This window comes from Chitinophaga filiformis (assembly GCF_900102545.1).
Classification (GTDB): domain Bacteria; phylum Bacteroidota; class Bacteroidia; order Chitinophagales; family Chitinophagaceae; genus Chitinophaga; species Chitinophaga filiformis.
The window spans coordinates 1,518,944-1,544,338 of the sequence record NZ_FNBN01000001.1 but is presented as its reverse complement, the minus strand read 5'-3'; the positions used below and the strand labels follow the sequence as shown (position 1 = coordinate 1,544,338).

Below are 25,395 nucleotides of genomic sequence, written 5' to 3'. Positions count from 1 at the left end.
ATAGTACGCTAAAATACTTTCTTTTTCGTTTACTACCTTATAGAGGGCTACTATAAATTAATGATTTTATTTATATATTAGCGTTTGGGACGTTTGCGCCGGGCATATACGGGATATTGGCGATAAAACATTCATTTCTACGTTATTATTATAAAAATAAAAGCTGCAATAGTTTTATACCTTTGTGTAAAGAGGTCTAACATGATTATAAATCCTATTATTGAAACGCTGTTATGTACTTAATCCTGTTACAATACATCCGTCCGGTAGCTGCCGTAGAGCATTATATGGACCAGCATAGAGCATTTCTGGAGAAGTTCTATAAGAGCGGGCAATTTATTCTGGCAGGACGCCGCAAGCCAAAATCCGGAGGGTTGATTATTTGTAAAGCTTCGAGTCGCAAAGAAGTGGAAGCAATCATCGCCGAAGATCCGCTAGACAAACACCAGCTGGCGCTTTATGAGATTATCGAGTTCGAGCCAACATCTTACGTCAACGAGTTACAGTCTTATCTTTCTTAGCTGGAATGCCTGATTACGTTATACTGCTTTGGCAGGCATATCCGCGATCAGGCATTTACCGTTAATGTTTTCCCTTAAAATTTTTATCGGCTTCTTTGGCCTTGTCAAAGTCAAGTATCACGGAGTTGATACAATAACGTAAACCGGTAGGCGGAGGGCCATCATCGAATACGTGTCCGAGGTGTGCCTTACAACGGCCGCACATTACTTCGGTACGGTGCATTCCGTGTGTATTGTCGGGCGCATAGATCACACTTCCTTTGGTGATCGGTTCAAAGAAACTGGGCCAGCCGCAGCTGCTTTCAAATTTTGCGTCTGATACAAACAGCGGGTTACCACAGGCGGCGCAATAATAAGTACCTGCCTCCTTACTGTTCCAATATTTTCCTGTAAACGCGTATTCGGTACCTTTTTCACGCGCGATATTGTATACTTCCGGCGATAAGCGGCCCTTCCATTCTTCGTTGGTGAGATTCACTTTGCTGGTGTCCGTTCTTGAGTATACATCACTCTTTTTCTGGTCTTCCATGTTCTTATTTTTTGGCTCCTGTTGAGAGTAGGTGCAGTTACTAACTAAGATGGAAAGGCTCAAAATTATCAGATTCCTCCAGTTCATGGCTGAAATATTTTATGATTAACGTCTTATTAACAAGACTATCGTGTGAATAAGTTATATTCCTACGCTATAAATAAAGGTACGAATTGCAGGCTGCTCCGGTTCAGATGCAGGCGGGTACTATCATTCATTTAACAATTCTATAGCAACTGCTGCTTATATACTTTTGGTCTGTCATACTTCTTTACCCCCACTTTACCCCCACCTTCGGTATCAAACATTAAACTTTCCTAACTTTACAGCAAAAGGCACATAATAAGTGACGGATATCATCAATCTATTACCAGACAACATCGCCAATCAGATAGCAGCGGGGGAAGTGATACAAAGGCCTGCTTCAGCAGTAAAAGAGCTGTTGGAAAATGCTGTGGATGCAGGTGCAACAGAAATACAGCTCATTATCCGGGATGCCGGTAAAGAACTGGTACAGGTGATCGATAACGGAAAGGGAATGAGTGAAACGGATGCGCGCATGTGCTTTGAAAGACATGCCACTTCCAAAATACAAACCATAGACGATCTTTTCTCCATTCGTACTATGGGTTTCCGTGGTGAAGCACTGGCATCCATTGCCGCCGTTTCACAGGTTGAACTGAAAACCCGTCTGCGCGGTGCAGACATTGGCACCTATATAGAAATTGACAACAGTGCGGTAAGAAAACAAGAGATCTGCCAGACAGCAGAAGGCACCAGTATTGCTATGAAGAACCTGTTCTTCAACGTACCTGCCCGCCGTAACTTCCTGAAAAGCAATGCAGCAGAAATGAGGCACATCGTGGATGAATTCATCCGCGTGGCCATGGCTTTTCCACAGATCCAGTTTACCCTTACCAGCAATACCCAGCAGCTGTTCTACCTGGAAAAAGGCTCGCTAAAACAACGTGTCATCGCTATCCTCGGCCAGCATTATAATGCCCGGCTGGTGTCTGTCAAGGAAACGACAGACTATATGGACGTGTATGGATTTGTAGGTAAACCGGAGACGGCTAAAAAGACCCGTGGAGACCAGTTCTTCTTTGTGAATAACCGCTTTATCAAGAGCCCGTATCTGCATCATGCTATCATGAACGCTTTTGCGGAAATGATACCGGCGGATAGCTATCCCTTATATGTATTGTTCATAGACCTGGATCCGGGTCATGTGGATATCAACGTACATCCTACCAAACAGGAGATTAAGTTCGACGATGAAAAGGTGATGTACGCGTTTATACAATCTGCCGTGAAACATGCGCTGGCACAGTTCAACATTACGCCTACGCTGGACTTTGAACTGGACCCGGGTATTCAGCAACTGGATGCGGTGAGCAAACCTTTCACAGAACAACAGCAGGCCAAGTCTGTCAATACTTCTCTCTACAAGAGCTTTACACAGGCTAACCAGGCGCACACCATCGATACAACCAGCAGCAGTAACCTGAAACACTGGAAAGACCTGTATGGTTCCGGTAAACCAGCGGCGATCGCTGCAAATGACACGATTGGCAGAATACAGGAAGAGGCGCGCTTTACCACCTCCTCTCCTGTGGAGAACCGTCCTTCAGCTGCATCTATGATAGACGAGCGCTGGCAGGATACTACCATTGATCAGAAAGTACCGGTACAGGTACATCAGCAATATATCCTCTCACAGATCAAGTCAGGTTTTATCCTGATAGATCAGCAGGCTGCCCATGAGCGCATTCTGTATGAACGTTATCAACGTGCCGTACAGGAAAGCCCGATGGCTACTCAGCAAAGCCTGTTCCCGCAAACATTGCCATTACCTCCGGCAGATGCTGCCCTACTCACGGAAATGCTCCCTGATCTGCAGGTATTGGGGTATGACCTGGAGCCTTTCGGCAATAATACGTTTGTCGTAAGAGGTACGCCGGCAGACATTCAGAGTGGTAATGAGCAGGCAAGCATAGAAGGATTGCTGGAGCAATTCAAGAACTTCAGCATGGAGCTCAAGGTTCCCCGCAGGGAACAGCTGATCCGCTCCATGGCCCGTAATAATTCCATTCCAAGCGGTAAGTCATTGTCTACCCGCGAAATGCAGAATATTATCGATGAACTGTTCGCCTGTTCTATGCCAAATGCAGCGCCAGGCGGCAAGTACACGTATATTTCCTTTAAGCTGACAGACCTGGCTAAGATGTTTGGATAACCGGGAATATGTCTTTCAGTGCTGCATATAATTTTCCATGCACAGCATAGGCGTTTTTATAAACTTCCGCATGCTCCGCTGCCGGAGAGAATACCTTTTCTTCTACGGAAGCAAAACTGGTGGTGAGCTTTAATGTCTGGAATCCCAGGAGTACAGCGCCCATGGCAGAAGCGTCGCTTTCATGACGCAGGTACATCGGGCGCTGGAATACATCTGCCATGAGTTGTACCCATTCCGGCGAGTGGGTAAATCCTCCACTGACAGAGATCTTCTCTACTTTTCCCGCGGTTTCTTCCAGGGCCTCGGTAATACTTAGCAGTCCGAACGCCATTCCCTCCAATAAAGCGCGTAAAAAATGCCAGGTTGTATGTTGTGGTTGTACACCAATGAAAGCACCTTTGGCATGTCCATCCCATACAGGTGCACGTTCACCATGGAGATAGGGCAGACATAGGAGTCCTTCTGCTCCCGGAGGTGTATTCAGCGCCTGTTGTAAACCAGTATCCACCTGCAGCGGTTTATCGGAAACTGTTTGCAGGAAGGAGTCCAGGTACCACTGCAACACCACTCCCCCGTTATTGATCGCGCCCCCGGTTACAAAATGTCCTGGCGTAAGTACATATGTGAATAGCCTCTCCCCTGAATCCGTCACCGGCTGATCAATGGTCATACGCACTGCCCCGCTGGTACCGATGGTCAATGTAGCATGCCCTTTGTCCAATGCATTACTACCCAGCTGTGCCAGGCAGCCATCACTGGCGCCGGCTATGAAACGTGTATCGGGAGGCAATCCCAGGTCGCGGGCTACATTTTCCAGTAGCCCCTCAATAATGCTGTCACTGCTTATCGCCTCCGGCAGCCGTGCTGCTGTAATACCGGCGGTTTCCAGGGAGGTCTTGTTCCAGGTCAGGTCATGAATATTAAACAAACCGGTAGCAGACGCGGTGGAATGGTCTGTAATATACCGGCCAAAGAAATGATAAAAGATATATTCTTTGATACCGATGAAACGGGCGGCAGACTGGAAGATGTCTGGCGCTTCTTCCTTCCACCAGATGATCTTACACAGGGGAGACATTGCATGCACGGGTGTGCCAGTCTGCTGATGCAACGTAGCTGATAAAGGCGTCTTACGTAAGCGATCCGCCACAGCCTGACTCCGGTTATCCGCCCATATGATCAAGGGAGTCAATGCCTTACCCTCTTTATCCACCGCCATCACGCTATGCATGGCCGTGCTGAAAGACACTGCCGCAGGTGCGTCCTTCATGATCGTGGCCACACTTCTTATACCGTTTCTCACTGCTTCCAGTATCACATCCGGGTCCTGTTCACTTTGCCCGGGTACGGGGTTGTGGATAGGATATTCCTGCTGCGAGTGAGCCATCACTTTTCCGTCCTGCCGTACTGCCAATACTTTGGCGCTGCTTGTTCCAAGATCCACTCCTATTATATATTCCATTACTATGTTTTTACAAATTTCCTTTTATACTTTTTTGCTAGCAACCTTAGAAAATAATTTATAGATTTAAAATCACTTTAGCTCAATTAAATTATCCACGATATGGCTTTTCAGATCAAACAGAAAGGACCTGTTTATGACATTTGCATTGTTGGCTCAGGCGCAGGTGGCGGTATGGCTGCTAAAATACTCTCTGAGGCCGGTCTTAAAATAGCCCTTTTGGAAGCGGGGCCCAAATATGATCCGGCAGATCCACAACAAATCACACAATTAAAATGGCCCGATGCTTCACCACGCAGAGGCGCCTCTACTACCCGTCCCTTCGGTGATTTCGATGCTGCCTATGGCGGCTGGGAAATAGAAGGAGAACCTTACACGACCAGCGGTGGCACCAAATTCGACTGGTTCCGTTCCCGTATGGTGGGTGGACGTACCAATCACTGGGGACGTATCTCCCTGCGTTTTGGTCCGCGGGACTTTAAACATAAGAGTTACGATGGTCATGGCGACGACTGGCCGATCAGCTATGAAGATGTAGCGCCCTACTACGACCGTGTCGATAAAATGATCGGTGTATTCGGCACCAAAGAAGGTCTTCCCAATGAACCGGATGGTTATTTCCTGCCTCCGCCCAAACCAAGGCTGCACGAACTGATGCTGCAAAAGGCGGGTGCGAAACTGAACATTCCGGTTATCACTGCACGTATGTCTATGCTGACACGCCCGGTAAATAAAGAGCGTGGCGCCTGTTTCTTCTGTGGACAGTGTAACCGCGGCTGCCAGGTGTATGCTGACTTCTCCTCTTCTTCCGTACTGGTGAAGCCTGCTATGAAAAGCGGACACGTAGACCTGTACGATAACGCCATGGCTCGTGAAGTATTGACTGATAAAGAAGGTAAGGCTACCGGCATTTCCTTTGTGGATAAAACTGATCTCCAGGAATATACAGTGAGGGCAAGAGTAGTAATACTTGCTGCCAGTGCTTGTGAATCTGCCCGCCTGTTGCTGAATTCAAAATCAGCACAGCATCCTAATGGATTAGCCAATTCAAGTGGTGTGGTTGGTAAATACCTGCATGATTCTACCGGTTCGTCCCGTGCGGCCTTCATGCCAAAACTGATGGACCATAAGCGGTATAATGAAGATGGTGTGGGTGGTATGCATGTGTACATTCCATGGTGGGAGGATAATAAGAAACTGGACTTCGCCCGTGGCTATCATATAGAATTCGGTGGCGGTATGCGCATGCCTTCCTATGGCGGCTTCTCCGGTGTTGAACGTTTCAATGGAAAATACCCCGGCAGTGATGGTAAACTCAAACCAGCAGGTGGCTATGGTGCATCATTGAAAGATGATTACCGTCGCTTCTACGGTGCTACCGTTGGTTTTGCCGGTAGAGGAGAATGTATTGCGCGTGAAGACAACTACTGCGAAATAGATCCGAAAGTAGTGGACAAGTGGGGTATTCCTGTGTTACGTTTTAATTACACCTGGAGCGATCATGAGATCAAACAGGCCAAACATATGCAGGATACTTTTGAACAGATCATCCATGAAATGGGCGGTGTTCCGCTTGGTACTAAACCCGGCGCTGAAACCATGTACGGACTGGAAACTCCCGGCAGGATCATCCACGAAGTAGGTACTACCCGCATGGGCGATGATCCTAAACGTTCTGTACTGAATAAATACAATCAGGCACATGATGTGAAGAACCTGTTCGTTGTAGATGGTGGTCCGTTTGTATCACAGGCAGACAAGAACCCTACCTGGACAATCCTGGCTTTATCCATGCGTGCATCAGAATACATCATGGGCGAACTGAAGAAACAAAACATTTAACACGACTCAACTCATTTGAAATATGGACAGAAGGGAATCACTCAAAGCGCTGACCATTGGCTCTCTCTCGGTGGGCGCTATTCTGACCGGCTGTGACGATAAGAAGACAGCCACAAAAGATAAAGACGGAGCAGGAAAGTTGCCATCCTATGGCCGTACCGAACCGGAAGCTGCAAGAGATGCCGCGCTGATGGCAGAAACGTTTTTTACTGCCGCAGAGATGAAGACGATCACCGTACTTGCAGATATCATTATTCCTGCTGATGAACATTCCGGCAGCGCTTCAGAAGCCAAGGTACCGGAGTTTATCGAGTTCATGGCAAAAGACCAGCCACAGTTCAAACTGCCGCTTCGCGGAGGACTGCGCTGGCTGGATATACAATGTGCGAAACGTTATAATAACGCCTTTACAGATTGTACTCACCAGCAACAGATTGAACTGATAGATCAGATTGCCTATCCTGAACAGGTAAAACCAGACATGGTACAGGGTGCAGCCTTCTTCAGCCTGATGAGAGACCTGACGGCGAATGGTTTCTTTACTACCCAGATGGGCATCAAAGATATTGGTTACAAGGGCAATACGCCGAATGAGTGGGATGGTGTTCCGGCTGATGTATTGGAGCATTATGGATTGGCATACGACGAAAAGCTGTTGCCGCTCTATGTGAAAATGGAGGACAGGAGTAAGGTGATGACCTGGGATAAGTAGTCCAATACTCCATACATCACTATTAACAGGCACTTTCTCTCATTTTCTATTATATTGATCGGTAAATTTTGTTACTTATGGTCCAGGAAAAAAACAATCAGGGAAGTCATGAATCCCGCAGATCATTTTTAAAGAACGGCGCTCTGGCAGCGGCCGGCTTTATGATCGTTCCACGTCACGTATTAGGAGGTAAAGGTTTTATTGCACCCAGTGATCGTTTGCGCGTAGCCGGTATAGGTGTGGGTGGTAAAGGTGAAAGCGATCTGTCTGAGATCGCCAAAGGCCCGGCAGATATTGCATATCTGTGCGACGTTGATACCCGCAGGGCAGCCAACTCTGTTGCCCGTTTTCCCAAAGCGAAATTCTATAAGGACTTCCGGGAAATGCTCGATAAAGAGCATAAAAATATAGATGCTGTTACTGTATCTACCCCAGACCATCAGCACGCCGTAGCTGCTATGGCAGCCATGCAGCTGGGTAAGCACGTGTACGTGCAGAAACCACTCACCCACGACATCTTCGAAGCACGCGCATTGACTGCCGGCGCCAAGAAACATAAAGTGGTGACACAGATGGGTAACCAGGGAGCTTCCGGCGACGGTGTACGCCAGATGATGGAATGGTATAATGCAGGCCTGGTAGGCGACGTGCATACCGTTTATTGCTGGACAGACCGTCCGGTATGGCCACAGGGTATTCCATGGTCAAGCATGAAAGCTGAAGTACCAAAGGAACTCGACTGGGATCTCTGGCTGGGTACTGCTCCTTACAAAGATTATATTGATAAACTGGTGCCTTTCAACTGGCGTGGCTGGTGGGATTATGGTACCGGTGCATTAGGCGACATGGGATGTCATATCATAGAACCTCCTTTCCGTATACTGGGCCTGGGCTATCCTAAATCAGTGGAGTGCAGCGTGGGTAGCGTATATGTAGATGAGTTCAAACGTGGTTATTTCCCGGAAAGCTGTCCTCCGTCTTCTCACGTGATCCTGAAATTTGATGGCAAGAACGGTAAAGAGATCACTCTCCACTGGATGGATGGTGGTATCCAGCCGGAACGTCCGGAAGAACTGGGTCCTAATGAAGTAATGGGCGACGGTGGTAACGGCGCTATCCTGATCGGCGATAAAGGTAAGATGATGTGTGGCACTTACGGTAGGGATCCTCAGTTGCTGCCTACCAGCAAGACTAAAACGACCAACACACCACAGACTATCGCACGTGTACCGGAAGGGCACTATGTACAGTGGGTGAATGCAGCTATCGCAGGTTACAACAGCGATAAGAACAAAGCGATCAGCTCTCCGTTCTCTATTGCTGGTCCGCTTACAGAAACGCTGTTAATGGCAAACCTGGCCATCAGAAGCTTCGACATCAAGAAAGAAAAAGACGGAAGAACCACATTCCCAGGCCGTTATATCAAACTGCTGTGGGATAGTAAAGAAATGAAGATCACCAACTTTGATGATGCCAACCAGTTTGTAAAAAGAACATATCGTCAGGGCTGGAGCCTGGGCGTATAAGCTTATGCAACTTAATGATAATCAAAGGGGAAGGCTGCAAAGCTTTCCCCTTTTTCTTTGGATATCAGCCGCTTAAGTGCTATATTTACTGCAACGATTATAATCCCAATCCCCAGATTTTTATGCACTTAGCAAGATGGTCCCCAATACTGCCAACGTTATTGTTCTTACTCCTGGTGAGTGGGTGTAAAAAAATGCTTTCTGAGGAAGGAACCCCGCCGGATATCACTCCTCCCGTTCAAATAGTACAGACCAGCATTGAGGGCCGCATTTTGAATGAACAATTACAGCCGGTACACAATGCAGTTGTAAGTGCCGGTGGTGAAACCGCTGCAACAAATGAAGACGGACATTTCCTGCTGGAAGATGTCAGGGTACCAGACGACGCTGCAGTGGTAAGTGTGGAAAAGTTTGGCTATTTCAAGGGATACCGGACGCTCATGGTACGTGAGGGCGAGCAACAGTATATCCAGGTAGAGTTAATACTTCAAAACGAGAATAATATTGATGCCACTACCGGCGATCTTATTCCATTCCCCGAAGGCACTCTTACATTCCCCCCTAATGCTATTCTCACGGCCGATAACCAGCCATACAACGGTACAGCGACTGTCCGTTCCTTTTACATACACCCCGAAGGCAGTACCATAGCAGACCAGATGCCGGGAGACCTACGGGGGATTGATAAGAACAACAGACAGATGGGCCTGCGTGTATTCAGCATGCTTGTTTTCACGATGGAAGATATTGCCAGAGCTGTGCTCCAACCTAATCCGGCGAAACCTGCAAGCTTTCAGATTATGATTCCCAGTGAACTCACGTCCAGTGCTCCGCAGCAGATACCTTTATGGCATTTCGACAGCGCTACCGGCTTCTGGAAAGAAGAGGGGCAGGCTACCCGCCAGGGAAATGACTATGTTGGTACAGCCAATCAGGCTGGCTTCTGGGCTTGTGCAACGACATTCCCGCAGATCACACTTACGGCCAAAGTAACGGATCAACTGAACGCGCCGGTATCTAATACACGCGTTACCGTGCTTACAAAAACAGACTTAATCCCCACATTTGGATATACCAATGTGGATGGCATCTACTATGGTAAAGCAGCCTCCAATGTACCGTTGATTATGACCCTGACAGACAATTGCCTCAATCTGCTCCGTCAGCAGGAGATCGGCCCTTTTAACGCCGCTACAGAGATCAGCAATATAAGCGTTGCTCTTCCTGAAAACCAAACCCTGGTGATCAATGGAATAGCGAGAGACTGTGATCGCTTCAATGTGGTAAATGGCACGGTGATCGTCAATGTGGATTACCGGAACTATGCCGCCCATATTTATAATGGTAGATTCAACCTCACTGTTGTGCGCTGTAATAATCAGCCAACCACCGTTACGCTCACCGCTACAGACAACCGTAACAACAACACGTCCACCACCACCCTGCAGGCGAATAGCGGAACGATTGCTCCTTCGTTAAAAGTGTGTAACTAAATCTTTTTATTTTTGAAACACAATAATTTATTCATTTCGCTGCCATCAGTTTTTTACTACATTTACGCCGCTTACGATTCCTATGTTCCCTGTACATTCTATTAACTTTTGCGTCTATATATGTTGTATAGGTCAATGTTTTTTGTCGGAGCATTATCCATATTCTCTATGTCTGCCTGTCGTAAAGAAAAAAGTCTTGAGGGTCTCAAAACTGATTTCCATTGCGGCTACGCACCTTACTCTACCGGGTCTTCCTTTACCTATCAGTATACGAATAGTAGCGGGGATACCTCACAATATACGCTTGAGGTAAGAGGTGACACTACAATCAGTGGGCATCAGTATTCCATTCTTAACGACGGTTATATCGATCAGTTTATCCGCTGCAACAACGGCAGTTATTTCCTGTATGAACCGGGAGTATCGCTGCAGGACTATCAACTGGAGGGCGGAGACAGATTATTTCTGCACGATGATTACAGTGAAGGGGCCACCTGGAACGACACTGTATCTGTAGCCGTATCCGGTTTAGAGCAGAAAGGTTTACTACAGTATCATATTCTGGGTCAACAGATAACGCATACCGTATTGGGCAAGGAATATAAAAATGTCATCGTTGTACGGCAGGATGCTGCTGTATTGGTTGGAGAAACGGCGTATCCGGCTGGCACCATTGCCACTTATTATTACGCGCTGGGGATAGGCTACATTGAAACCATCTCCCCTACCGATACCGTCCGGCTGATGAACTATTCCATCAACTAGTACTTCTCCCAAACCTGTGTCAGGAAATGTTCTACCGTTCTTCTGACGTTTGTGGCGCTATTGTTATGGTTGTTGACCAGTACGCTGAATACCAGCGTCTTGTTCTTTTTAGTAACAAGGTATCCGCTTAGTGCCACACAACCGGATAAGGTGCCTGTTTTGGCGTGGACAAACTGTTGTTTGTAGTAGTTTCTCAGTGTGCCTTTACCGCCTGTCGGGAACAGCGCATACAGTCTTTCTGCAGGATAGGTTTTATACATATCTGATAATACGCTTACAAAGTCTCTCGGCGAGAACAGATTGTATCTGGACAAGCCAGAACCATCCACCCATTTAGGCGTATCCGGTAAATTAGCCAGGAAGCTCTTTCCCATCAACTCAATAATGCGATCAGTACTGATCGTATCCCAGAGGCGCGCAGCACACATCATCAGCGTCTGCTCGGCAAAGAAGTTATCACTTCTGTGCATCATCGGCAGGAACAGGGAATCTGCCGGAATACCTTTCAGCAATGTAAAAGCAGTCGACGGCAATACTGTTCCATCTGTCAGCACAGTAACCGGCTTGTGCAAGGTATCCTGCAGCCTGTAAGCAAGGTCGCCGGCATTGCCTGTTATGAAGGGCACTTCTGCTTCCTGGACACTCCTGTCATTTCCATTAAAGGTCAGCGAGAAGCGGTTACTCCGTTCATCTCTTTCTGCCAGAAGCTCTTCCAGGCTATCATCTCTTTGGAAAGAGAAATGCGCTGTATCGCTGAACATGCGTGGATAGATCGTTGTCGTATCTCCATGATGACGGATGTGCGCCACGTTGCCGTACATAGGCCAGTCATTTAGTTCTGACTGGTAATAGTCCTGGTAATCACTCCATGCCCATCCCGGACCGAAACGTTTATTCTCCGTTACAGTGGGTACTATCGTGATGCGTTTATTAGTCTGCTGTAACAACTGCCAGGCAGGTTGCAGGGTATAGTCCGGATGCAGGAAGGCAGGATCTGCAGTGCCCTTCACATACAATACAGAATCTGTTTCCAGGTAACGCATTGCCGGCAGAGAGTCGCCCAGCAAACGCAGGCCGGTATATAGTGTGAATATCTTGGTATTGGAGGCGGGTGTGAAATAATGATCATCCTGGTAGCTATACCAGTATTTCCCCGTGGCTGGTTCATAGATACAGATACCGGTATGTGCCTGTCGCAGGGCCGGGCTGCTCAGCAATTCCTCTTCTGCCCATTTTCTGATCTGGCTATTTTGTGCGAAAGTTATCTGCTTCACCAGGAGCAGCAGGCAGCCTGATAAAACAATCCTGATTAGTCTCATATACATCCTGTAAAGCGAAGGCCCCTTAACGGGGCCTCCAATATCCTTTTTATAAATATACTACGCATTAGCTAAAATATCTAGTAATGCCAGGTTTTGCGTAGGCGTAGTTGCCTGATGCATCCGGCACGATTGGAGGAGCTGCATCAAAGGCATACTTGGCGGGCTGCAGGTTCAGACCTGAATTGAGCGCCTTGTCAAAGGCAATCGTCTGTCCGGAATAAGTAGCCAGTCTGCCGATAATAGCGGTCAGCGTTGTTTTAGCTGCCCTCTCTGCATCCCAGAACTTATATTCTCCTTTTGCGATAGCGGCAAACAGTTCATCATGTTCCGCCTGGTAAGGTTGGTTCTCATTTTTCTTATCAAACTGGTACAGCACCTTTCCCTTGTGATCTTTAATCACGGCCTTATCCATCAGCATACGACCTTTTATTCCCACAATCTCTTCATCTACCCTGCTGTCGGCATCTTTCCAGTGGCGGCACTGGCTGTTCATCACCACACCATTGCCAAAGCGGTATTCTACAAAGTGGTGATCATAGATCTCACCGAACTCTTTACCTGTACGTACGGAACGGCCACCCATACCCACTGCTGTTACCGGATAATCGTTCATAAACCAGTTACCCACATCGATATTGTGGATATGCTGTTCTACGATATGATCGCCACACAGCCAGTTGAAATAATACCAGTTGCGCATCTGGTATTCCATTTCTGTATACTCAGGTTTACGTGGTTTTACCCACAGCGCGCCCTGGTTCCACCATACCTGCATAGACACGATATCGCCGATAATGCCATCCTGGAAACGTTTATACATCTCACGGTAAGAGGTCTGGTAGCGGCGCTGTAAGCCTACCACCACATTCAGTTTCTTCGATTTCGCTACTTCAGCGGCGTCCAGTACTCTTTTGATACCAGCAGGATCAGTAGCTACCGGTTTTTCCATGAAGATGTGTTTTCCCTGTTTCACTGCTTCTTCGAAATGAATAGGACGGAAACCCGGAGGTGTTGCCAGTATCACGACATCAGCCAATGCAATGGCTTTCTGATATGCGTCGAAACCGACGAACTTGTTTTCTTCCTTTACATTCAGACGGCCGGGCTTATCGCCTACCTCGTCTTTGATATTGTTATAGCTGGTGTTCAACCTGTCGGCAAAAGCATCCGCCATTGCCACCAGTTGTACATTTTCTTTTGTACTGAGCGCCTGTACTGCCGCACCGGTACCGCGACCACCACAACCGATCAGGGCTATCTTGATAACATTGTCTGCGCCTGAAAAGAAGTTGGCCTGGGACAGCATAGGAGCCGCCAGCAGTCCGCCGGCTAAAAGAGACGATTGTTTCATAAAGTCTCTGCGGGTTTTTCCGTGGAATTGATTTAGTTCTTCCTGTTGCATGATAAGTTTTTTTATGAGTTAATGTGGGGATATGTACAGAACAGTAGCGCAGCCCTTTTTTTGGCTGTTATCTTGCTCCTTTGTATTGATCTATGACGGTTTCAAAAAATTGCTCGGCCTCTTCTTTTGTCGGTTGTTTAAGTGGGCGAACTATACGGAATCCAACGAAGGGCGCATCTGCGTTCCACCAGTAACTTTTAGGTACCTGCGGGTCCCGGCGGTTCCAGTTCGGATCAGACTTCAGGCGGCTTGCACTACGCAGCATGGCGGCGTTATCATGATAGTTACCACCTTTGATGGTCCTGGGCGTTTTGGCTGTTGGCTTATTCCAGGGGTCTGTATCTGACACATGCTGCAGGTACTGCTCGTCATACTGGTCCAGCGTCCATTCGGCTACATTCCCCAGCATGTCGTACAGTCCCCAGGCATTAGGTTTCAATTCTCCTACTTTATGATACTTGTCATCGCTGTTGTCGGCATACCAGGCATATTCCTTCAGCTTTGACGCATCATTACCAAAAGGATAAGCGGTGGTAGCTCCTGCACGGCAGGCATATTCCCACTCAGCCTCTGTGGGGAGGCGGTAGAAAACTCCTGTTTTGGCATACAGCCATTTGCAGTACATCAGCGCACCGTACTGGCTCATGCTATTCGCCGGGTAACCTCCCACTTTTCCCATACCAAGCGTCAGATCTATATAAGGAGGGCTGGGCCTTGTCATTCCATCCGGAATGGGTGTTTTATCTTTCTCCGGATCGGAGTATATATCATACTGTTCGAAGGTTACTTCATTAGCGCCCATCCAGAAAGCAGCGATCTTTACTTTTTTCTGAGGGCCTTCGTCGGCGTCTCGTCCTTTCTCATTTTCCGGGCTTCCTATTGTGACTTCTCCCGCGGGGATGGGTACCATTTTAAAGCTCAATGCTGTTCCGGGCAGCTTCTCTTCATACGTAGTAAACGGCTGGTTGTTAGTTTCCTGTGCGAACGCGACGCTGGTCAGCATGCTTCCCAGCGATAAGGCCAATAGTCTGTTTTTCATAACACTTCTTGAAAGATAAAACCTGTAATACCTGTGAATTTATTAAATCAAATAATGGAATGCAACGTTTTTCTACGAAAAGGCGTCAAGTATACACTTTTCCTTCACGGCCCCTTGCAACAGAATCAAAAAGCGATTACATTTAGTATTCATGCAATCAACCCTTTAACGTTATGGAAAGAAGAAAATTCCTTCAGCAAAGCACATTGGCAGGACTATCCACATTGGCTATTGGCAGTACAGCAGCTGCGGCAGCACACAATGATCTCAACCCAACACCTGCCGGGAAAACCTTTAATCTGAACTATGCCCCTCACGATGGGATGTTTAAAAACAGCGCCGGCGCCAACTTCTTAGACCAGATCCAATTTATGTATGATCAGGGTTTCCGTGCTATTGAAGATAATGGCCTGATGAAACGCGATCCTGCAGAACAGGAAAAGATCGGAAAGCTGCTCAGCAAACTGGGTATGCAGATGGGCGTATTTGTGATCGATGCCGGCGACAACTGGAAGGTATCCCTCACTACCGGCAAACAGGAGTACAAGGATGCTTTCGTAAAAATATGTAAACAGGCACTGGAAACGGCGAAACGCGTGAATGCCAAATGGGCGACTGTGGTACCCGGTTATTTTGAAAGGAACCTGCCCATTGGTGTACAGACAGGTAATGTGATCGAGGCATTTCGTATGGGAGCTGAGGTACTGGAAAAGGAGGGACTGATCATGGTAATGGAACCGTTAAGCGATAACCCTGACCTGTTCCTGCGTACTGCAGAGCAGAGCTATGGCATCTGCAAGGCTGTAAACAGCCCTAGCTGCAAGATTCTTTACGATATCTATCACATGCAGCGCAACACCGGCAACCTGATCCCTGTTATGGACCTCTGCTGGGATGAAATTGCATATATACAGATAGGTGATAATCCTGGCCGTAAGGAACCCACCAGCGGCGAGATCAATTATAAGAACATCTTCAAGCACTTACATAAAAAAGGCTTTAAGGGTGTGCTGGGTATGGAGCACGGTAATGCCAACCCTGGTAAAGAGGGAGAACTGGCTCTCATAAAAGCTTACAGGGAAAGCGATGATTTTCTGTAAGCCGGTATAGCATCAATTTTTGTTACCTTCCCGAAAAATTTCATCACATGAATTTTCTCATCCGCTTACTTGTAACGGCGCTGGCAGCGATGCTTTCTGCATACGTATTGCCAGGTGTAACTATTAAGGATTTTACGACTGCCCTTGTGCTCGCATTAGTATTAGCTATCTTGAACCTGTTGGTAAAACCAATACTGATAATACTGACACTTCCTGCTACGATAATTACACTGGGATTGTTTTTGCTGGTGATCAATGCTATTATTATACTGCTGGCGTCCAACCTTGTAAAAGGATTCAAAGTGGACGGATTCTGGTGGGCGCTGATATTCAGCCTGGTGCTCACCGTTGTTAGTGGTTTTATGCATAGTATAGCGGGAGGCGATAACGATTGAGTTTAATACCATGTATTTTGAACGTGCACATATCAGTGACGGGGAACTGCTGGCTTTTTACAAAGCCCTGTTATATCCCCGCCTGGTAGAAGAGAAAATGTTGTTGTTGCTGCGGCAGGGAAAAGTAAGTAAATGGTTTTCCGGTATCGGACAGGAAGCCATTGCTGTAGGCGCCACTTTAGCGTTGGATAACGACGAATGGATCCTGCCCCTGCACAGAAACCTTGGTGTGTTCACTGCACGGCAGATGCCATTGCAGCAGCTCTTCCACCAATGGCAGGGCAGTACACTGGGGTTCAGCAAAGGACGGGAACGTTCCTTTCACTTCGGCAGCCGGCAACATCATATCTGTGGCATGATCTCTCACCTGGGACCTCAGCTTTCCATTGCTGATGGCATTTCCCTGGCACATAAACTAAAAAAAGAAGACAAGGTATCGCTGGCCTTTACCGGCGAAGGGGGTACCAGTGAGGGCGAATTCCATGAAGCGCTGAATGTGGCGGCTGTATGGGATTTGCCTGTCATCTTCCTGATAGAAAACAATGGCTATGGGTTGAGCACACCGGTAGAAGAACAATACCGCTGTGAACAACTCGTACAAAGAGCAGCAGGCTATGGCATGCGGGGAATGCGCATTAACGGGAACAATCTCCTGGAAGTGTATCACGCTGTAAAAGAAGCGAAACGTCATGCCCTGCAGGAACAACAGCCGGTTTTAATAGAGGCCATGACCTTCCGCATGAGGGGACATGAGGAAGCCAGCGGCACTAAATACGTCCCTCCCGCCCTGCTGGAAGAATGGGCTAAACAGGACCCTATCCAGCATTTTGAAGGTTTCTTAGAATATCTGCAACTGATCAACACAGAAGGCATTCATGATATCCGGGAGACGCTGAAACAGGAAATAGACCGGGAGATAAATACCGCCCTGGCAGCAGTATCTCCGCCCGTTAGTATCGGGGATGAACTGAAAGATATTTACGCCCCCCCTCCTTCTCCTATTCCACCAATAGCCAACGGGGCTACACATGATAAGCGTTTCATCGATGCTATTTCCGAAGGCCTGGATCAGGCGATGGAACAGTATCCTAACCTGATACTGATGGGACAGGATATTGCGGAATATGGCGGTGCTTTTAAGATCACGGATGGTTTCGTAGCAAAGTATGGAAAGGAAAGGGTGAGAAACACGCCCTTATGTGAAAGCGCCATTGTGGGCGCCGGACTGGGACTTTCCATTATGGGATATAAGAGTATGGTGGAGATGCAGTTTGCCGACTTTGTAACCTGCGGTTTCAACCAGATCGTCAATAACCTGGCGAAGATACATTACCGCTGGGGGCAGACTGCCGATGTGGTGATCCGGCTACCGGCAGGTGCAGGTGTAGGGGCTGGCCCCTTCCACTCCCAGAGTAATGAAGCCTGGTTCACACATGTACCCGGACTGAAAGTAGTATACCCGGCTACTCCGGCAGATGCCAAGGGCTTGTTACTGGCAGCGTTTGCAGATCCCAATCCTGTATTGTACTTCGAGCATAAAGCTTTGTACCGCAGTATCAGCGGGCCTGTGCCGGAAGCGCCCTACACTATTGAGATAGGGAAAGCGAAAGTAGTGCAGGCAGGGGAAGACGTCAGTATCATCACCTACGGTGCAGGTGTACACTGGGCGCTGGAATATGCACAACAACATCCGCAGTTATCTATTCACATACTGGACCTTCGTACCTTGTTGCCATTGGATTATACGGCTATCAGAGAGGCCGTGGCCGCCACGGGGAAAGTTTTAATTCTTCATGAAGATACGCTTACCGGCGGGCTGGGCGGAGAGATCAGCGCATGGATAGCAGAACATTGCTTTTCGCTACTGGATGCCCCTGTGATGCGCTGTGCAGGACTGGATACGCCGGTTCCGTTTGCCGCGCCACTCGAGAAAAATTTCCTGGCTAAAACACGTATGCATCAATGTATAGAGCAACTGGCGAACTATTAGGCAGATATGCATGTTGGGATTTTTAAACAGAATGCGCTAACTTGCAGCCCGGACCACTAAACATTATTTTTATGTTGCTTGAAGTAATCAATAACGTAGAGACTACCGATTTTTACAGGGCTGGAGACAAGGTTGCTCATTATCTGACTTTTGCAGTTATCGCTCTGTTCGCATTAATGTTCCTCTACGCAGCTATCAAATACGCTAAGCGCTAGTATCCAACTTATTAAGATATTAAGAAGGCTGTTTTACTCCATGGTAAAGCAGCTTTTTTTATGTCTTATTTTACCCTGACATATACCAGCTTTCCCATTTTACGGCTGCTTTCCCGGATATCTATTTCGAAATTTTCAAAGCTTTTGATCAGCTGTAACAGCTTGTTATACCCATAGTTGCGGGCATCGAAGTCTGGTTGTTTCTTCAGCAACAGGTTTCCCAGCTCTCCCAGGTAGGCCCAGCCATCTTCATCTGCAATATCATTTATGCTGGACGACAGCATGTTTATGACCTCTTTATCGGCCTTGCTGATGCCTTTTCCATTTCCCTTCTCTGTTTTCCGTTTGGCAGATGATTCCTTACCTGTATCTGCCAGGATCTCCAGGTAGATGAACTTGTCGCAGGCAGCACGGAAAGCGCTGGGCGTCTTTCTCTCTCCCAGTCCGAACACACGCATCCCGGCCTCCCGCAGGCGGGTGGCCAGACGGGTGAAATCACTATCGCTCGTGATCAGGCAGAACCCATCCACTCTCCCGGTATAAAGAATGTCCATCGCGTCTATGATCATAGCGGAGTCTGTCGCATTTTTGCCGCTGGTGTAGCTGTATTGTTGTATAGGTGTAATCGCATTATCCAGCAGGACTGTTTTCCAGCCGGTGAGTGTGGGTTTTGTCCAATCTCCATATATCCGTTTAAAAGTCGGTATCCCGTATTTGGCTACTTCTTCCATCATGGCTTTTACGCTGGCGTAAGGAATATTGTCTGCATCGATGAGGACTGCCAAACGGAGCTCTTTGTTTTCCATACCTGTATTTTGGGGGTGTTCACAAATTTACTACCCGCAGGTCGATAAATAATATAAGTTGTATTTTTCCCTTTAACGGGCTGGGGTTCTGCCCTTTATTGTAACTTTGCAGCATGGATCAGTCGCCCGGGAGAATTTACACTTTCCATTTTGTGATGTTATGCCTCAGCAATGCACTGTTTTCCGCCAGCTTTAACATGTTGCTACCGGAATTGCCTGCCTATCTGACCCGGATGGGTGGTGAGGACTACAAAGGATATATACTTGCGCTCTTTACGTTGATGGCAGGATTGTCCCGCCCCTTCAGCGGAAAGCTGACAGATACGATCGGTCGTGTACCTGTCATGATCTTTGGCTCGCTGGTGTGTGTGGTGTGCAGCCTGTTATACCCACTCGTCAGCTCTGTAGGCGCATTTTTATTGCTCCGTTTCTTTCATGGTTTTTCCACAGGATTCAAACCTACCGGTACAGCCGCCTATGTTGCCGACATTGTACCTTCTACCCGCCGGGCGGAAGCAATGGGAATGGTTGGCCTGTTCAGCACAATAGGTCTAGCTATGGGACCGGCTATCGGCGGTTATATCACTAACCACTGGGATATCCACATCATGTTCCAGGTATCTGCGGTATTTGCATTATTGTCTGTCGTAATACTGGTCGGAGGAATGCGGGAGACACTGCAGGACAAACAACCCTTCCGTTTATCTACCTTAAAGATCTCCAAAAGTGAAATATTTGAGCCGCTGGTACTGGCGCCGGTGATTGTTATCTTCCTGACCTATCTCAGCTACGGGGTACTGTTCACCATTATTCCCGACTTCAGTACTTACCTGGGCATCCAGAATAAAGGGTTGTTCTTTACCTTCTTTACTGCCGCGTCCATCAGCATCCGCCTGCTGGCTGGTAAGGTGTCTGATAAATATGGCCGTGTGCCTATTCTGAAGATCTCTACCATTACCATGGCCATTGGCGTGTTCCTGCTGGGCATTGCGCACACGCCGGCAATGATGCTGACTGCTGCTGTTATTTACGGCGTTTCTGTTGGTATGAACTCTCCGGCTATTACCGCCTGGACTATCGACCTGGGTCATCCGCAGCATAAGGGCCGGGCTCTGGCTACCATGTATATTGCGATGGAAGCAGGTATCGGTCTTGGCGCTTACCTGTCTGCCTTTATTTATCACAACGACGCACGCTTCTTCTCAGTCACGTTCTTTAGTACCGCGGTCGTGACATTAATGGCTGCCTGCTATCTCTTGTTTATTTATCATAACCGCCGTCTGCAAATTATGTGGCGTTTCGTTCATATGCGGGTGCCTATCAGAAGGTTCCTGCGATAAGTTATTTATAAAAAAAGCCCCCTGTTTTTCAGCAGGGGGCTTTTTTATAAGTAATTATTACTGCGTTGTATTACAGCTGCTCGTACAATGCACGAAGGCGTTCACGTGTCATCTGTTCTTTCCAGTCTTTACCTAATGCATTTTCCCACAGTGGCGCCATGCCCAGGGATACATCGATCATGGCATTGAACTGCTCATCAGACAGCCCTTTGGTAATACCCTGCGGGATGTCGATATTATGCTTCTTCACCATTTGCTTGAACTCCCTCACTCCTTCCGGATAGAATTCTTCCAGTTTATCAAACACGATACAGTTACCGATACCATGTTTTGTACCCAGCAGGTATGACAGACCATAGCTCACCGCGTGCGCTACACCCACCTGTGAATAAGCGATACTCATACCGCCGGCATAAGACGCCATCATCAGTTTTTCGTCTGCATCATCATCCCAGGTATCTTTCTCCAGGAATATTTCCTGGCAGAGGCGCAATGCTTCTTCTCCGTAAGAACGGCTGAATGCATTCAGGTAAGTACCCTGCAGGGATTCGATACAGTGGATATAACAATCCATCGCTGTATAGAACTGCTGGTTTACCGGTACGCCTTTTATCAGGGCCGGATCCAGTACGATCTGGTCAAATGGAGTGAAGTCGGAGTTCATACCCAGTTTACGGGTAGGTCCGGTCAGCACGCAGGTACGGCTTACTTCAGCGCCAGTACCGGAGAGTGTAGGGATACCCACTTTATATACACCCGCTACTTTCACGAGGTCCCATCCCTGGTAGTCTGCGGAAGAACCGGGGTTCTTCATCATCAGGGATACCGCCTTGGCCATGTCCATTACAGAACCACCGCCAATACCAATGATACCGCTTACTTCACCAAATTCTGCCAGCAGCTCATCTCTTACTTTATCCACATATTTGGTCTTCGGCTCGTCCGTAACATCAATGTATACGATCTTATCTTTACCTCTCAGGGGAATGCGTTTGGCAAAGGCCTCATTACCCTGGAAGAAATGGTCTACAAAGAATATCATTGGCGCCTCACCTTTACGGCGGGGAGCCAGTATCTCATCAAGCTGGTCAAATGCACCACGGCCAAACACCACGTAATCGACCATTTTAAAGTTCCTGAATTTCATCTCAGTCGTTTAATGATTTAGTATTACAGTAATTTCTCCGCCTTCAGCAGATCTTCCGGCGTATCGATCTCCACACCCATATATTCTGTCACTACCATTTTCATGGAAATCCCATTTTCCAGGTAGCGCAGGCATTCTATCTTCTCTGCAGCTTCCAGCGGACTTACCGGCATTTTGGTAAAGTCCATCAGCGTTTGTCTGCGGAATGCATAGATCCCGATGTGCTCATAATAGATGCTTTGAACGTTCTTATCGCGCGGGTAAGGAATGACAGAACGGGAAAAGAACAGGGCATTAAATTTTTTATCCACGGCCACCTTCACGTAGTTCGGGTCTTCAATGGATTGCGGGTCTTTCAGTACCTGCATCAGAGATGCTACCTGTACCTGTTTACCTTCTTCACCTTCAAATACTTTCAGTAACTTTTCCAGCGGTTCCTTCTGGGTAAAGGGTTCGTCGCCCTGCACATTCACAACAATGTCAACATCTGTACGGTCTTCAATAGCTTCAGCTATACGATCGGTACCGCACTCATGTTCCTTTTTGCTCATCACGGCTTTACCGCCGTTGTTTACAATTTCATTGTAAATGATCTCGCTGTCGCAAACTACCATTACCTCGTCAAACACGCCGGTATTCACAGTACTTTCATAAGTACGTAGAATAACCGATTTACCTCCCAGCTTTGCCATCAGTTTACCCGGAAAACGGGTAGCCCCATAACGGGCAGGAATCAAGGCTACTTTCTTCATGCTTATCTTTTATAGGGCGCTCTTAACTACATTCACCAATTTCTCAGCACGTTGCTGTACTTCTGCATCACTCCAACCCAGATTGATAGGTGTACAGATACAACGGCTCATGATAGCATCTGACACAGGGAACTGTTTTACTTTATACAGTTCCATTGCCTGCTGCAGTCCCGGTGCGAACCGGAACATCACTGAGCTTTGCTTGAAATGCTCCCAGTTACGGATGTAGTGCCAGTTGTTGTCATACCAGTAAAATGCAGGTAATCCGGCAGCTTTCATGGCAGCCGCTGCGGCTCTTGCCTGACTTTCTTCCGGCAGGAAGAATGCGAGGAAGGTAGCGCTATCCCCGTCTGGATCAGGCAAACGGCGGAAAGTTATGCCCGGTATAGTTGCCAGGGCATCCTTAAAGATCTTTTTTGTTTTCCGGTGGATGCCCAGGAAGGTATCCAGCTTGCGTACCTGGGCAAGGCCCACGGCAGCATGCAGTTCGGAGATACGGTAATTATACCCGATATATGGGTGCAGGTCAGCACCGCGGTCAACGCCCAGGTGATCGTGACCATGGTCAGCATATGCATCACACTTAATATAGATATCCTTATCGTTTGTCACAACAGCGCCGCCTTCAGCACAGGTGATCGTTTTCACAAAGTCAAAAGAGAATGCACCGGCATGACCGATCGTTCCCAGCGCTTTGCCTTTATAGCTACCGCCAAAAGACTGGCAGGCATCTTCCAGTAAAATCAGTTTATGTTTATCGCAGATCGCCTTCAGTGCATCCAGGTCGGCCATAGCGCCACACATGTGTACCGGCATCACCGCTTTTGTGCGGGGAGTAATAGCGGCTTCCACGGCTGCGGGGTCCAGTGTCAGGGTATCATCTACATCTACCAGGACAGGAGTCGCTCCTACAGAAAAGATACATTCAAAGCTGGCCACAAATGTGAATGTGGGCATGATCACCTCATCTCCGGCGCCAATTCCCAATGCAGCCATCACTGTTGTGAGGGCGGCAGTACCGCTGGATACCAGGTGAGTGTGGGCAACGTTCAGTTTTTCAGAAATGGCCTGTTCAAGCTCTTTAGCTTTCCAGATACCTTTACGGGGACCGTCAAAGCCATAACGCATAAAAATGCCTGTTTCCAGTACATCGTTTATCTCCTTGCGTTCTTCCGGGCCAAAAAATTCATATCCGGGCATAAGTTGTTGATTTTTGCAAAGGTAGTATAATCAGATTGCGCTGCATCGCAAAAACTGTTTATCTTTTACTAAAAATTACCATGCGTTTATTATTGTTCCTTATCCTGTTGGCCGCTCCGTTTGCAGCAGTACGCGCACAACAGCCGCAGTCTGCCATCAGGGCATTATTGCAGAAACAGACCTCTTCCTGGAACCAGGGCGACCTGGACGCCTTTATGACCACCTACTGGCAGTCCGATTCCCTGATATTTATCGGTAAGAGAGGTCCCACTTATGGCTGGCAGGCTACCCTGGATAACTATAAAAAATCATATCCAGACACAACCGCTATGGGAAAACTGGCCTTCAATATATTGGAACTGAAGCCCCTGGCATCAGATGTTTACTTTGTAGTAGGTAAATGGCACCTGCAGAGAACGATAGGCGATCTCGAGGGACATTTCTCTCTCATCATTAAGCGTATTAAAGGAAGCTGGAAGATCATTGCAGACCATAGTAGCTAAAAAAGAAAACCATCCCATGAATGGGACGGCCTGCTATACACCACAACATTAAAGAAGAATGTTCACTAATCCTTTCCCTCAGAGGGGAATACCATGGTTAGTTAAGAGGTCAATCAATAAACTATGGTAACGAATTAGTTATTTAGTTTTTTTAGTATCCTGATCGCGCACCGCTGCATTTTCTTCTTCAGGCTCTTCTGAGAGGTCTGCATGCAGTGGATTGCGAGAATTATCTGCCTTTTCGGTTTTTAAAATTTCAACGGGATGCTGCTCTATCTGCTTTGATTCTTCAGAAGGTTTTTCCTTTCTGGTTTCTTTTTCACTTAGCATACTTTTCCGTTTGAGGTTTTTAAATGTGCTATCGTTTTGTTCAATTAATACTTTGCAAAGTCTGTTCCATGATGTAAATCCTTGCTAATTGCGTGTTACACGGCAGTTATGAGTAATGCATTCCACACAAAGCACCCCAAACCGTTGTAGCGTATGTGCAGCACTTTCCACAAAGCGGCATATGCAGCGTTTGGTGCAATAGATTGCACTTTTGCCCCTCAGATACGTTTTAGCCAATTTTTAGCAGATGACCCATTAACAATATTATAATATAGTTGTCCAAAACTCAATACTGCAAAGGAATAGCGCCTAAAAACACTAACATTGTTTTAACTTTTATATACCTGCTGATGGCATAAATATTGAACTTTATACTATCCAGCCGTGTTGATAATCACGATAGTTAAACCTCAACAGCAAGTGTACAGTTTACCCTACGCAGAAAACACGGACAGGAATCGAAAATTGGCAACTTGGATATCTACAATATAAAATTCTATAACAAAAAAAAATGCTACTATGAACATCCGGGGATACCAGTGGTCGGTACTGAAGAAACTGCTCAAGCAGCGTTTCACAGAACTTTCAGACGAAGATTTAGTGTTTGAAAGAGGTAAAGAAAGGGAGCTGTATGTGAGACTTGAGCGGAAGACCGGCAAGTCTCAGGAAGATGTTGCCCGCATAATCAAAGGTATGCAACAAGCATATTTGCAGCAGACAACTTTGCTGTAGGATCGTAAGTGATCAGTTATATGTTACCCATATAGG

At 47.3% G+C, this 25,395-nt stretch carries 23 protein-coding genes; 13 read left to right on the top strand and 10 right to left on the bottom strand.

What is annotated here, in order from left to right; genetic code table 11:
• The first annotated feature begins 233 nt into the window (after positions 1-233).
• The gene (locus BLR32_RS06380; RefSeq protein ID WP_089829648.1) at positions 234-521 is read left to right on the top strand and encodes a YciI family protein; all 288 of its coding nucleotides are present in this window, start codon (positions 234-236) and stop codon (positions 519-521) included.
• A gap of 61 nt (positions 522-582) precedes the next feature.
• Here the strand turns inward: BLR32_RS06380 and msrB are convergent, their stop codons facing one another.
• Complete coding sequence (gene msrB / locus BLR32_RS06375) at positions 583-1,050, bottom strand: peptide-methionine (R)-S-oxide reductase MsrB (protein ID WP_089829970.1); 468 nt, start codon at positions 1,048-1,050, stop codon at positions 583-585.
• Between the two features lie 346 nt (positions 1,051-1,396).
• On the opposite strand from msrB, the gene mutL reads away from it, so the two are divergent.
• Entirely contained in the window at positions 1,397-3,286 is a 1,890-nt protein-coding gene (gene mutL, locus BLR32_RS06370; RefSeq protein WP_089829646.1) for a DNA mismatch repair endonuclease MutL, read from the top strand.
• On the opposite strand, the gene BLR32_RS06365 is transcribed toward mutL, so the two are convergent.
• Positions 3,270-4,748 carry a gluconokinase gene (locus BLR32_RS06365; protein WP_089829644.1) on the bottom strand — a complete coding sequence of 493 codons (1,479 nt, stop codon included), beginning with the start codon at positions 4,746-4,748 and terminating at the stop codon, positions 3,270-3,272. The two genes, mutL and BLR32_RS06365, sit on opposite strands and share 17 nt — an antisense overlap.
• Positions 4,749-4,850: 102 nt before the next feature.
• Here BLR32_RS06365 and BLR32_RS06360 point away from each other — a divergent pair, with 102 nt between their 5' ends.
• From BLR32_RS06360 to BLR32_RS06340, 5 genes are all read left to right on the top strand, one after another.
• The gene (locus BLR32_RS06360; protein WP_089829642.1) at positions 4,851-6,590 is read left to right on the top strand and encodes a GMC family oxidoreductase; all 1,740 of its coding nucleotides are present in this window, start codon (positions 4,851-4,853) and stop codon (positions 6,588-6,590) included.
• 22 nt (positions 6,591-6,612) lie between these two features.
• Complete coding sequence (locus BLR32_RS06355) at positions 6,613-7,302, top strand: gluconate 2-dehydrogenase subunit 3 family protein (protein WP_089829640.1); 690 nt, start codon at positions 6,613-6,615, stop codon at positions 7,300-7,302.
• A 77-nt stretch (positions 7,303-7,379) separates the two neighbouring features.
• The gene (locus BLR32_RS06350) at positions 7,380-8,828 is read left to right on the top strand and encodes a Gfo/Idh/MocA family protein (protein WP_089829637.1); all 1,449 of its coding nucleotides are present in this window, start codon (positions 7,380-7,382) and stop codon (positions 8,826-8,828) included.
• Between the two features lie 194 nt (positions 8,829-9,022).
• Positions 9,023-10,321: a carboxypeptidase-like regulatory domain-containing protein gene (locus BLR32_RS06345; protein ID WP_089829635.1), complete on the top strand. Its 1,299-nt coding sequence runs from the start codon at positions 9,023-9,025 to the stop codon at positions 10,319-10,321.
• A gap of 168 nt (positions 10,322-10,489) precedes the next feature.
• Positions 10,490-11,086, top strand: a complete 597-nt coding sequence (locus BLR32_RS06340; protein ID WP_089829633.1) for a hypothetical protein — start codon at positions 10,490-10,492, stop codon at positions 11,084-11,086.
• Here the strand turns inward: BLR32_RS06340 and BLR32_RS06335 are convergent.
• From BLR32_RS06335 to BLR32_RS06325, 3 genes are all read right to left on the bottom strand, one after another.
• Entirely contained in the window at positions 11,083-12,405 is a 1,323-nt protein-coding gene (locus tag BLR32_RS06335; protein WP_176842181.1) for a D-alanyl-D-alanine carboxypeptidase/D-alanyl-D-alanine-endopeptidase, read from the bottom strand. The genes BLR32_RS06340 and BLR32_RS06335 overlap by 4 nt on opposite strands.
• Positions 12,406-12,472: 67 nt before the next feature.
• The gene (locus BLR32_RS06330; protein WP_089829629.1) at positions 12,473-13,810 is read right to left on the bottom strand and encodes a Gfo/Idh/MocA family protein; all 1,338 of its coding nucleotides are present in this window, start codon (positions 13,808-13,810) and stop codon (positions 12,473-12,475) included.
• 67 nt (positions 13,811-13,877) lie between these two features.
• Positions 13,878-14,849, bottom strand: a complete 972-nt coding sequence (locus tag BLR32_RS06325) for a formylglycine-generating enzyme family protein (RefSeq protein ID WP_089829627.1) — start codon at positions 14,847-14,849, stop codon at positions 13,878-13,880.
• A 173-nt stretch (positions 14,850-15,022) separates the two neighbouring features.
• Between BLR32_RS06325 and BLR32_RS06320 the strand changes: the two genes are divergently transcribed.
• The 3 genes from BLR32_RS06320 to BLR32_RS06310 are packed head-to-tail and all read left to right on the top strand — an operon-like array spanning position 15,023 to position 18,334.
• Positions 15,023-15,949 (top strand): hydroxypyruvate isomerase family protein, encoded by a 927-nt coding sequence (locus BLR32_RS06320; RefSeq protein ID WP_089829625.1) that lies wholly within the window; start codon positions 15,023-15,025, stop codon positions 15,947-15,949.
• A 47-nt stretch (positions 15,950-15,996) separates the two neighbouring features.
• Entirely contained in the window at positions 15,997-16,344 is a 348-nt protein-coding gene (locus BLR32_RS06315) for a phage holin family protein (protein WP_089829623.1), read from the top strand.
• Positions 16,345-16,354: 10 nt separating this feature from the next.
• Positions 16,355-18,334 (top strand): alpha-ketoacid dehydrogenase subunit alpha/beta, encoded by a 1,980-nt coding sequence (locus tag BLR32_RS06310; RefSeq protein WP_089829622.1) that lies wholly within the window; start codon positions 16,355-16,357, stop codon positions 18,332-18,334.
• A 280-nt stretch (positions 18,335-18,614) separates the two neighbouring features.
• Here BLR32_RS06310 and BLR32_RS06305 read toward each other — a convergent pair whose 3' ends face one another.
• The gene (locus BLR32_RS06305) at positions 18,615-19,355 is read right to left on the bottom strand and encodes an NYN domain-containing protein (protein WP_089829620.1); all 741 of its coding nucleotides are present in this window, start codon (positions 19,353-19,355) and stop codon (positions 18,615-18,617) included.
• Positions 19,356-19,468: 113 nt separating this feature from the next.
• Between BLR32_RS06305 and BLR32_RS06300 the strand changes: the two genes are divergently transcribed.
• Entirely contained in the window at positions 19,469-20,695 is a 1,227-nt protein-coding gene (locus BLR32_RS06300; RefSeq protein WP_089829617.1) for an MFS transporter, read from the top strand.
• Between the two features lie 70 nt (positions 20,696-20,765).
• Here BLR32_RS06300 and BLR32_RS06295 read toward each other — a convergent pair whose 3' ends face one another.
• The 3 genes from BLR32_RS06295 to BLR32_RS06285 are packed head-to-tail and all read right to left on the bottom strand — an operon-like array spanning position 20,766 to position 23,794.
• Positions 20,766-21,842 (bottom strand): iron-containing alcohol dehydrogenase family protein, encoded by a 1,077-nt coding sequence (locus BLR32_RS06295; protein ID WP_089829616.1) that lies wholly within the window; start codon positions 21,840-21,842, stop codon positions 20,766-20,768.
• Positions 21,843-21,865: 23 nt separating this feature from the next.
• Positions 21,866-22,594, bottom strand: a complete 729-nt coding sequence (kdsB, locus tag BLR32_RS06290) for a 3-deoxy-manno-octulosonate cytidylyltransferase (protein ID WP_089829614.1) — start codon at positions 22,592-22,594, stop codon at positions 21,866-21,868.
• 9 nt (positions 22,595-22,603) lie between these two features.
• On the bottom strand, positions 22,604-23,794 hold the full coding sequence (locus BLR32_RS06285) for a DegT/DnrJ/EryC1/StrS family aminotransferase (RefSeq protein WP_089829612.1): 1,191 nt from the start codon (positions 23,792-23,794) through the stop codon (positions 22,604-22,606).
• An 80-nt stretch (positions 23,795-23,874) separates the two neighbouring features.
• On the opposite strand from BLR32_RS06285, the gene BLR32_RS06280 reads away from it, so the two are divergent.
• Positions 23,875-24,297, top strand: coding sequence for a YybH family protein (locus tag BLR32_RS06280; protein ID WP_089829610.1), 423 nt, complete (start codon positions 23,875-23,877; stop codon positions 24,295-24,297).
• A 138-nt stretch (positions 24,298-24,435) separates the two neighbouring features.
• Here the strand turns inward: BLR32_RS06280 and BLR32_RS06275 are convergent, their stop codons facing one another.
• Positions 24,436-24,627 (bottom strand): hypothetical protein, encoded by a 192-nt coding sequence (locus BLR32_RS06275; protein WP_089829608.1) that lies wholly within the window; start codon positions 24,625-24,627, stop codon positions 24,436-24,438.
• Positions 24,628-25,146: 519 nt separating this feature from the next.
• Between BLR32_RS06275 and BLR32_RS06270 the strand changes: the two genes are divergently transcribed.
• Positions 25,147-25,359 (top strand): hypothetical protein, encoded by a 213-nt coding sequence (locus BLR32_RS06270; RefSeq protein WP_089829606.1) that lies wholly within the window; start codon positions 25,147-25,149, stop codon positions 25,357-25,359.
• The last annotated feature ends 36 nt before the right edge of the window (positions 25,360-25,395 follow it).

Excerpts from the sequence above, each read along its gene's own strand:
- BLR32_RS06380 (WP_089829648.1), top strand. The coding sequence starts at position 234 with ATGTACTTAATCCTGTTACAATACATCCGTCCGGTAGCTGCCGTAGAG.
- msrB (WP_089829970.1), bottom strand. The coding sequence starts at position 1,050 with ATGGAAGACCAGAAAAAGAGTGATGTATACTCAAGAACGGACACCAGC.
- BLR32_RS06365 (WP_089829644.1), bottom strand. The coding sequence starts at position 4,748 with ATGGAATATATAATAGGAGTGGATCTTGGAACAAGCAGCGCCAAAGTA.
- BLR32_RS06360 (WP_089829642.1), top strand. The coding sequence starts at position 4,851 with ATGGCTTTTCAGATCAAACAGAAAGGACCTGTTTATGACATTTGCATT.
- BLR32_RS06355 (WP_089829640.1), top strand. The coding sequence starts at position 6,613 with ATGGACAGAAGGGAATCACTCAAAGCGCTGACCATTGGCTCTCTCTCG.
- BLR32_RS06350 (WP_089829637.1), top strand. The coding sequence starts at position 7,380 with ATGGTCCAGGAAAAAAACAATCAGGGAAGTCATGAATCCCGCAGATCA.
- BLR32_RS06345 (WP_089829635.1), top strand. The coding sequence starts at position 9,023 with ATGCTTTCTGAGGAAGGAACCCCGCCGGATATCACTCCTCCCGTTCAA.
- BLR32_RS06340 (WP_089829633.1), top strand. The coding sequence starts at position 10,490 with ATGTCTGCCTGTCGTAAAGAAAAAAGTCTTGAGGGTCTCAAAACTGAT.
- BLR32_RS06335 (WP_176842181.1), bottom strand. The coding sequence starts at position 12,405 with ATGAGACTAATCAGGATTGTTTTATCAGGCTGCCTGCTGCTCCTGGTG.
- BLR32_RS06330 (WP_089829629.1), bottom strand. The coding sequence starts at position 13,810 with ATGCAACAGGAAGAACTAAATCAATTCCACGGAAAAACCCGCAGAGAC.
- BLR32_RS06325 (WP_089829627.1), bottom strand. The coding sequence starts at position 14,849 with ATGAAAAACAGACTATTGGCCTTATCGCTGGGAAGCATGCTGACCAGC.
- BLR32_RS06320 (WP_089829625.1), top strand. The coding sequence starts at position 15,023 with ATGGAAAGAAGAAAATTCCTTCAGCAAAGCACATTGGCAGGACTATCC.
- BLR32_RS06315 (WP_089829623.1), top strand. The coding sequence starts at position 15,997 with ATGAATTTTCTCATCCGCTTACTTGTAACGGCGCTGGCAGCGATGCTT.
- BLR32_RS06310 (WP_089829622.1), top strand. The coding sequence starts at position 16,355 with ATGTATTTTGAACGTGCACATATCAGTGACGGGGAACTGCTGGCTTTT.
- BLR32_RS06305 (WP_089829620.1), bottom strand. The coding sequence starts at position 19,355 with ATGGAAAACAAAGAGCTCCGTTTGGCAGTCCTCATCGATGCAGACAAT.
- BLR32_RS06300 (WP_089829617.1), top strand. The coding sequence starts at position 19,469 with ATGGATCAGTCGCCCGGGAGAATTTACACTTTCCATTTTGTGATGTTA.
- BLR32_RS06295 (WP_089829616.1), bottom strand. The coding sequence starts at position 21,842 with ATGAAATTCAGGAACTTTAAAATGGTCGATTACGTGGTGTTTGGCCGT.
- kdsB (WP_089829614.1), bottom strand. The coding sequence starts at position 22,594 with ATGAAGAAAGTAGCCTTGATTCCTGCCCGTTATGGGGCTACCCGTTTT.
- BLR32_RS06285 (WP_089829612.1), bottom strand. The coding sequence starts at position 23,794 with ATGCCCGGATATGAATTTTTTGGCCCGGAAGAACGCAAGGAGATAAAC.
- BLR32_RS06280 (WP_089829610.1), top strand. The coding sequence starts at position 23,875 with ATGCGTTTATTATTGTTCCTTATCCTGTTGGCCGCTCCGTTTGCAGCA.
- BLR32_RS06275 (WP_089829608.1), bottom strand. The coding sequence starts at position 24,627 with ATGCTAAGTGAAAAAGAAACCAGAAAGGAAAAACCTTCTGAAGAATCA.
- BLR32_RS06270 (WP_089829606.1), top strand. The coding sequence starts at position 25,147 with ATGAACATCCGGGGATACCAGTGGTCGGTACTGAAGAAACTGCTCAAG.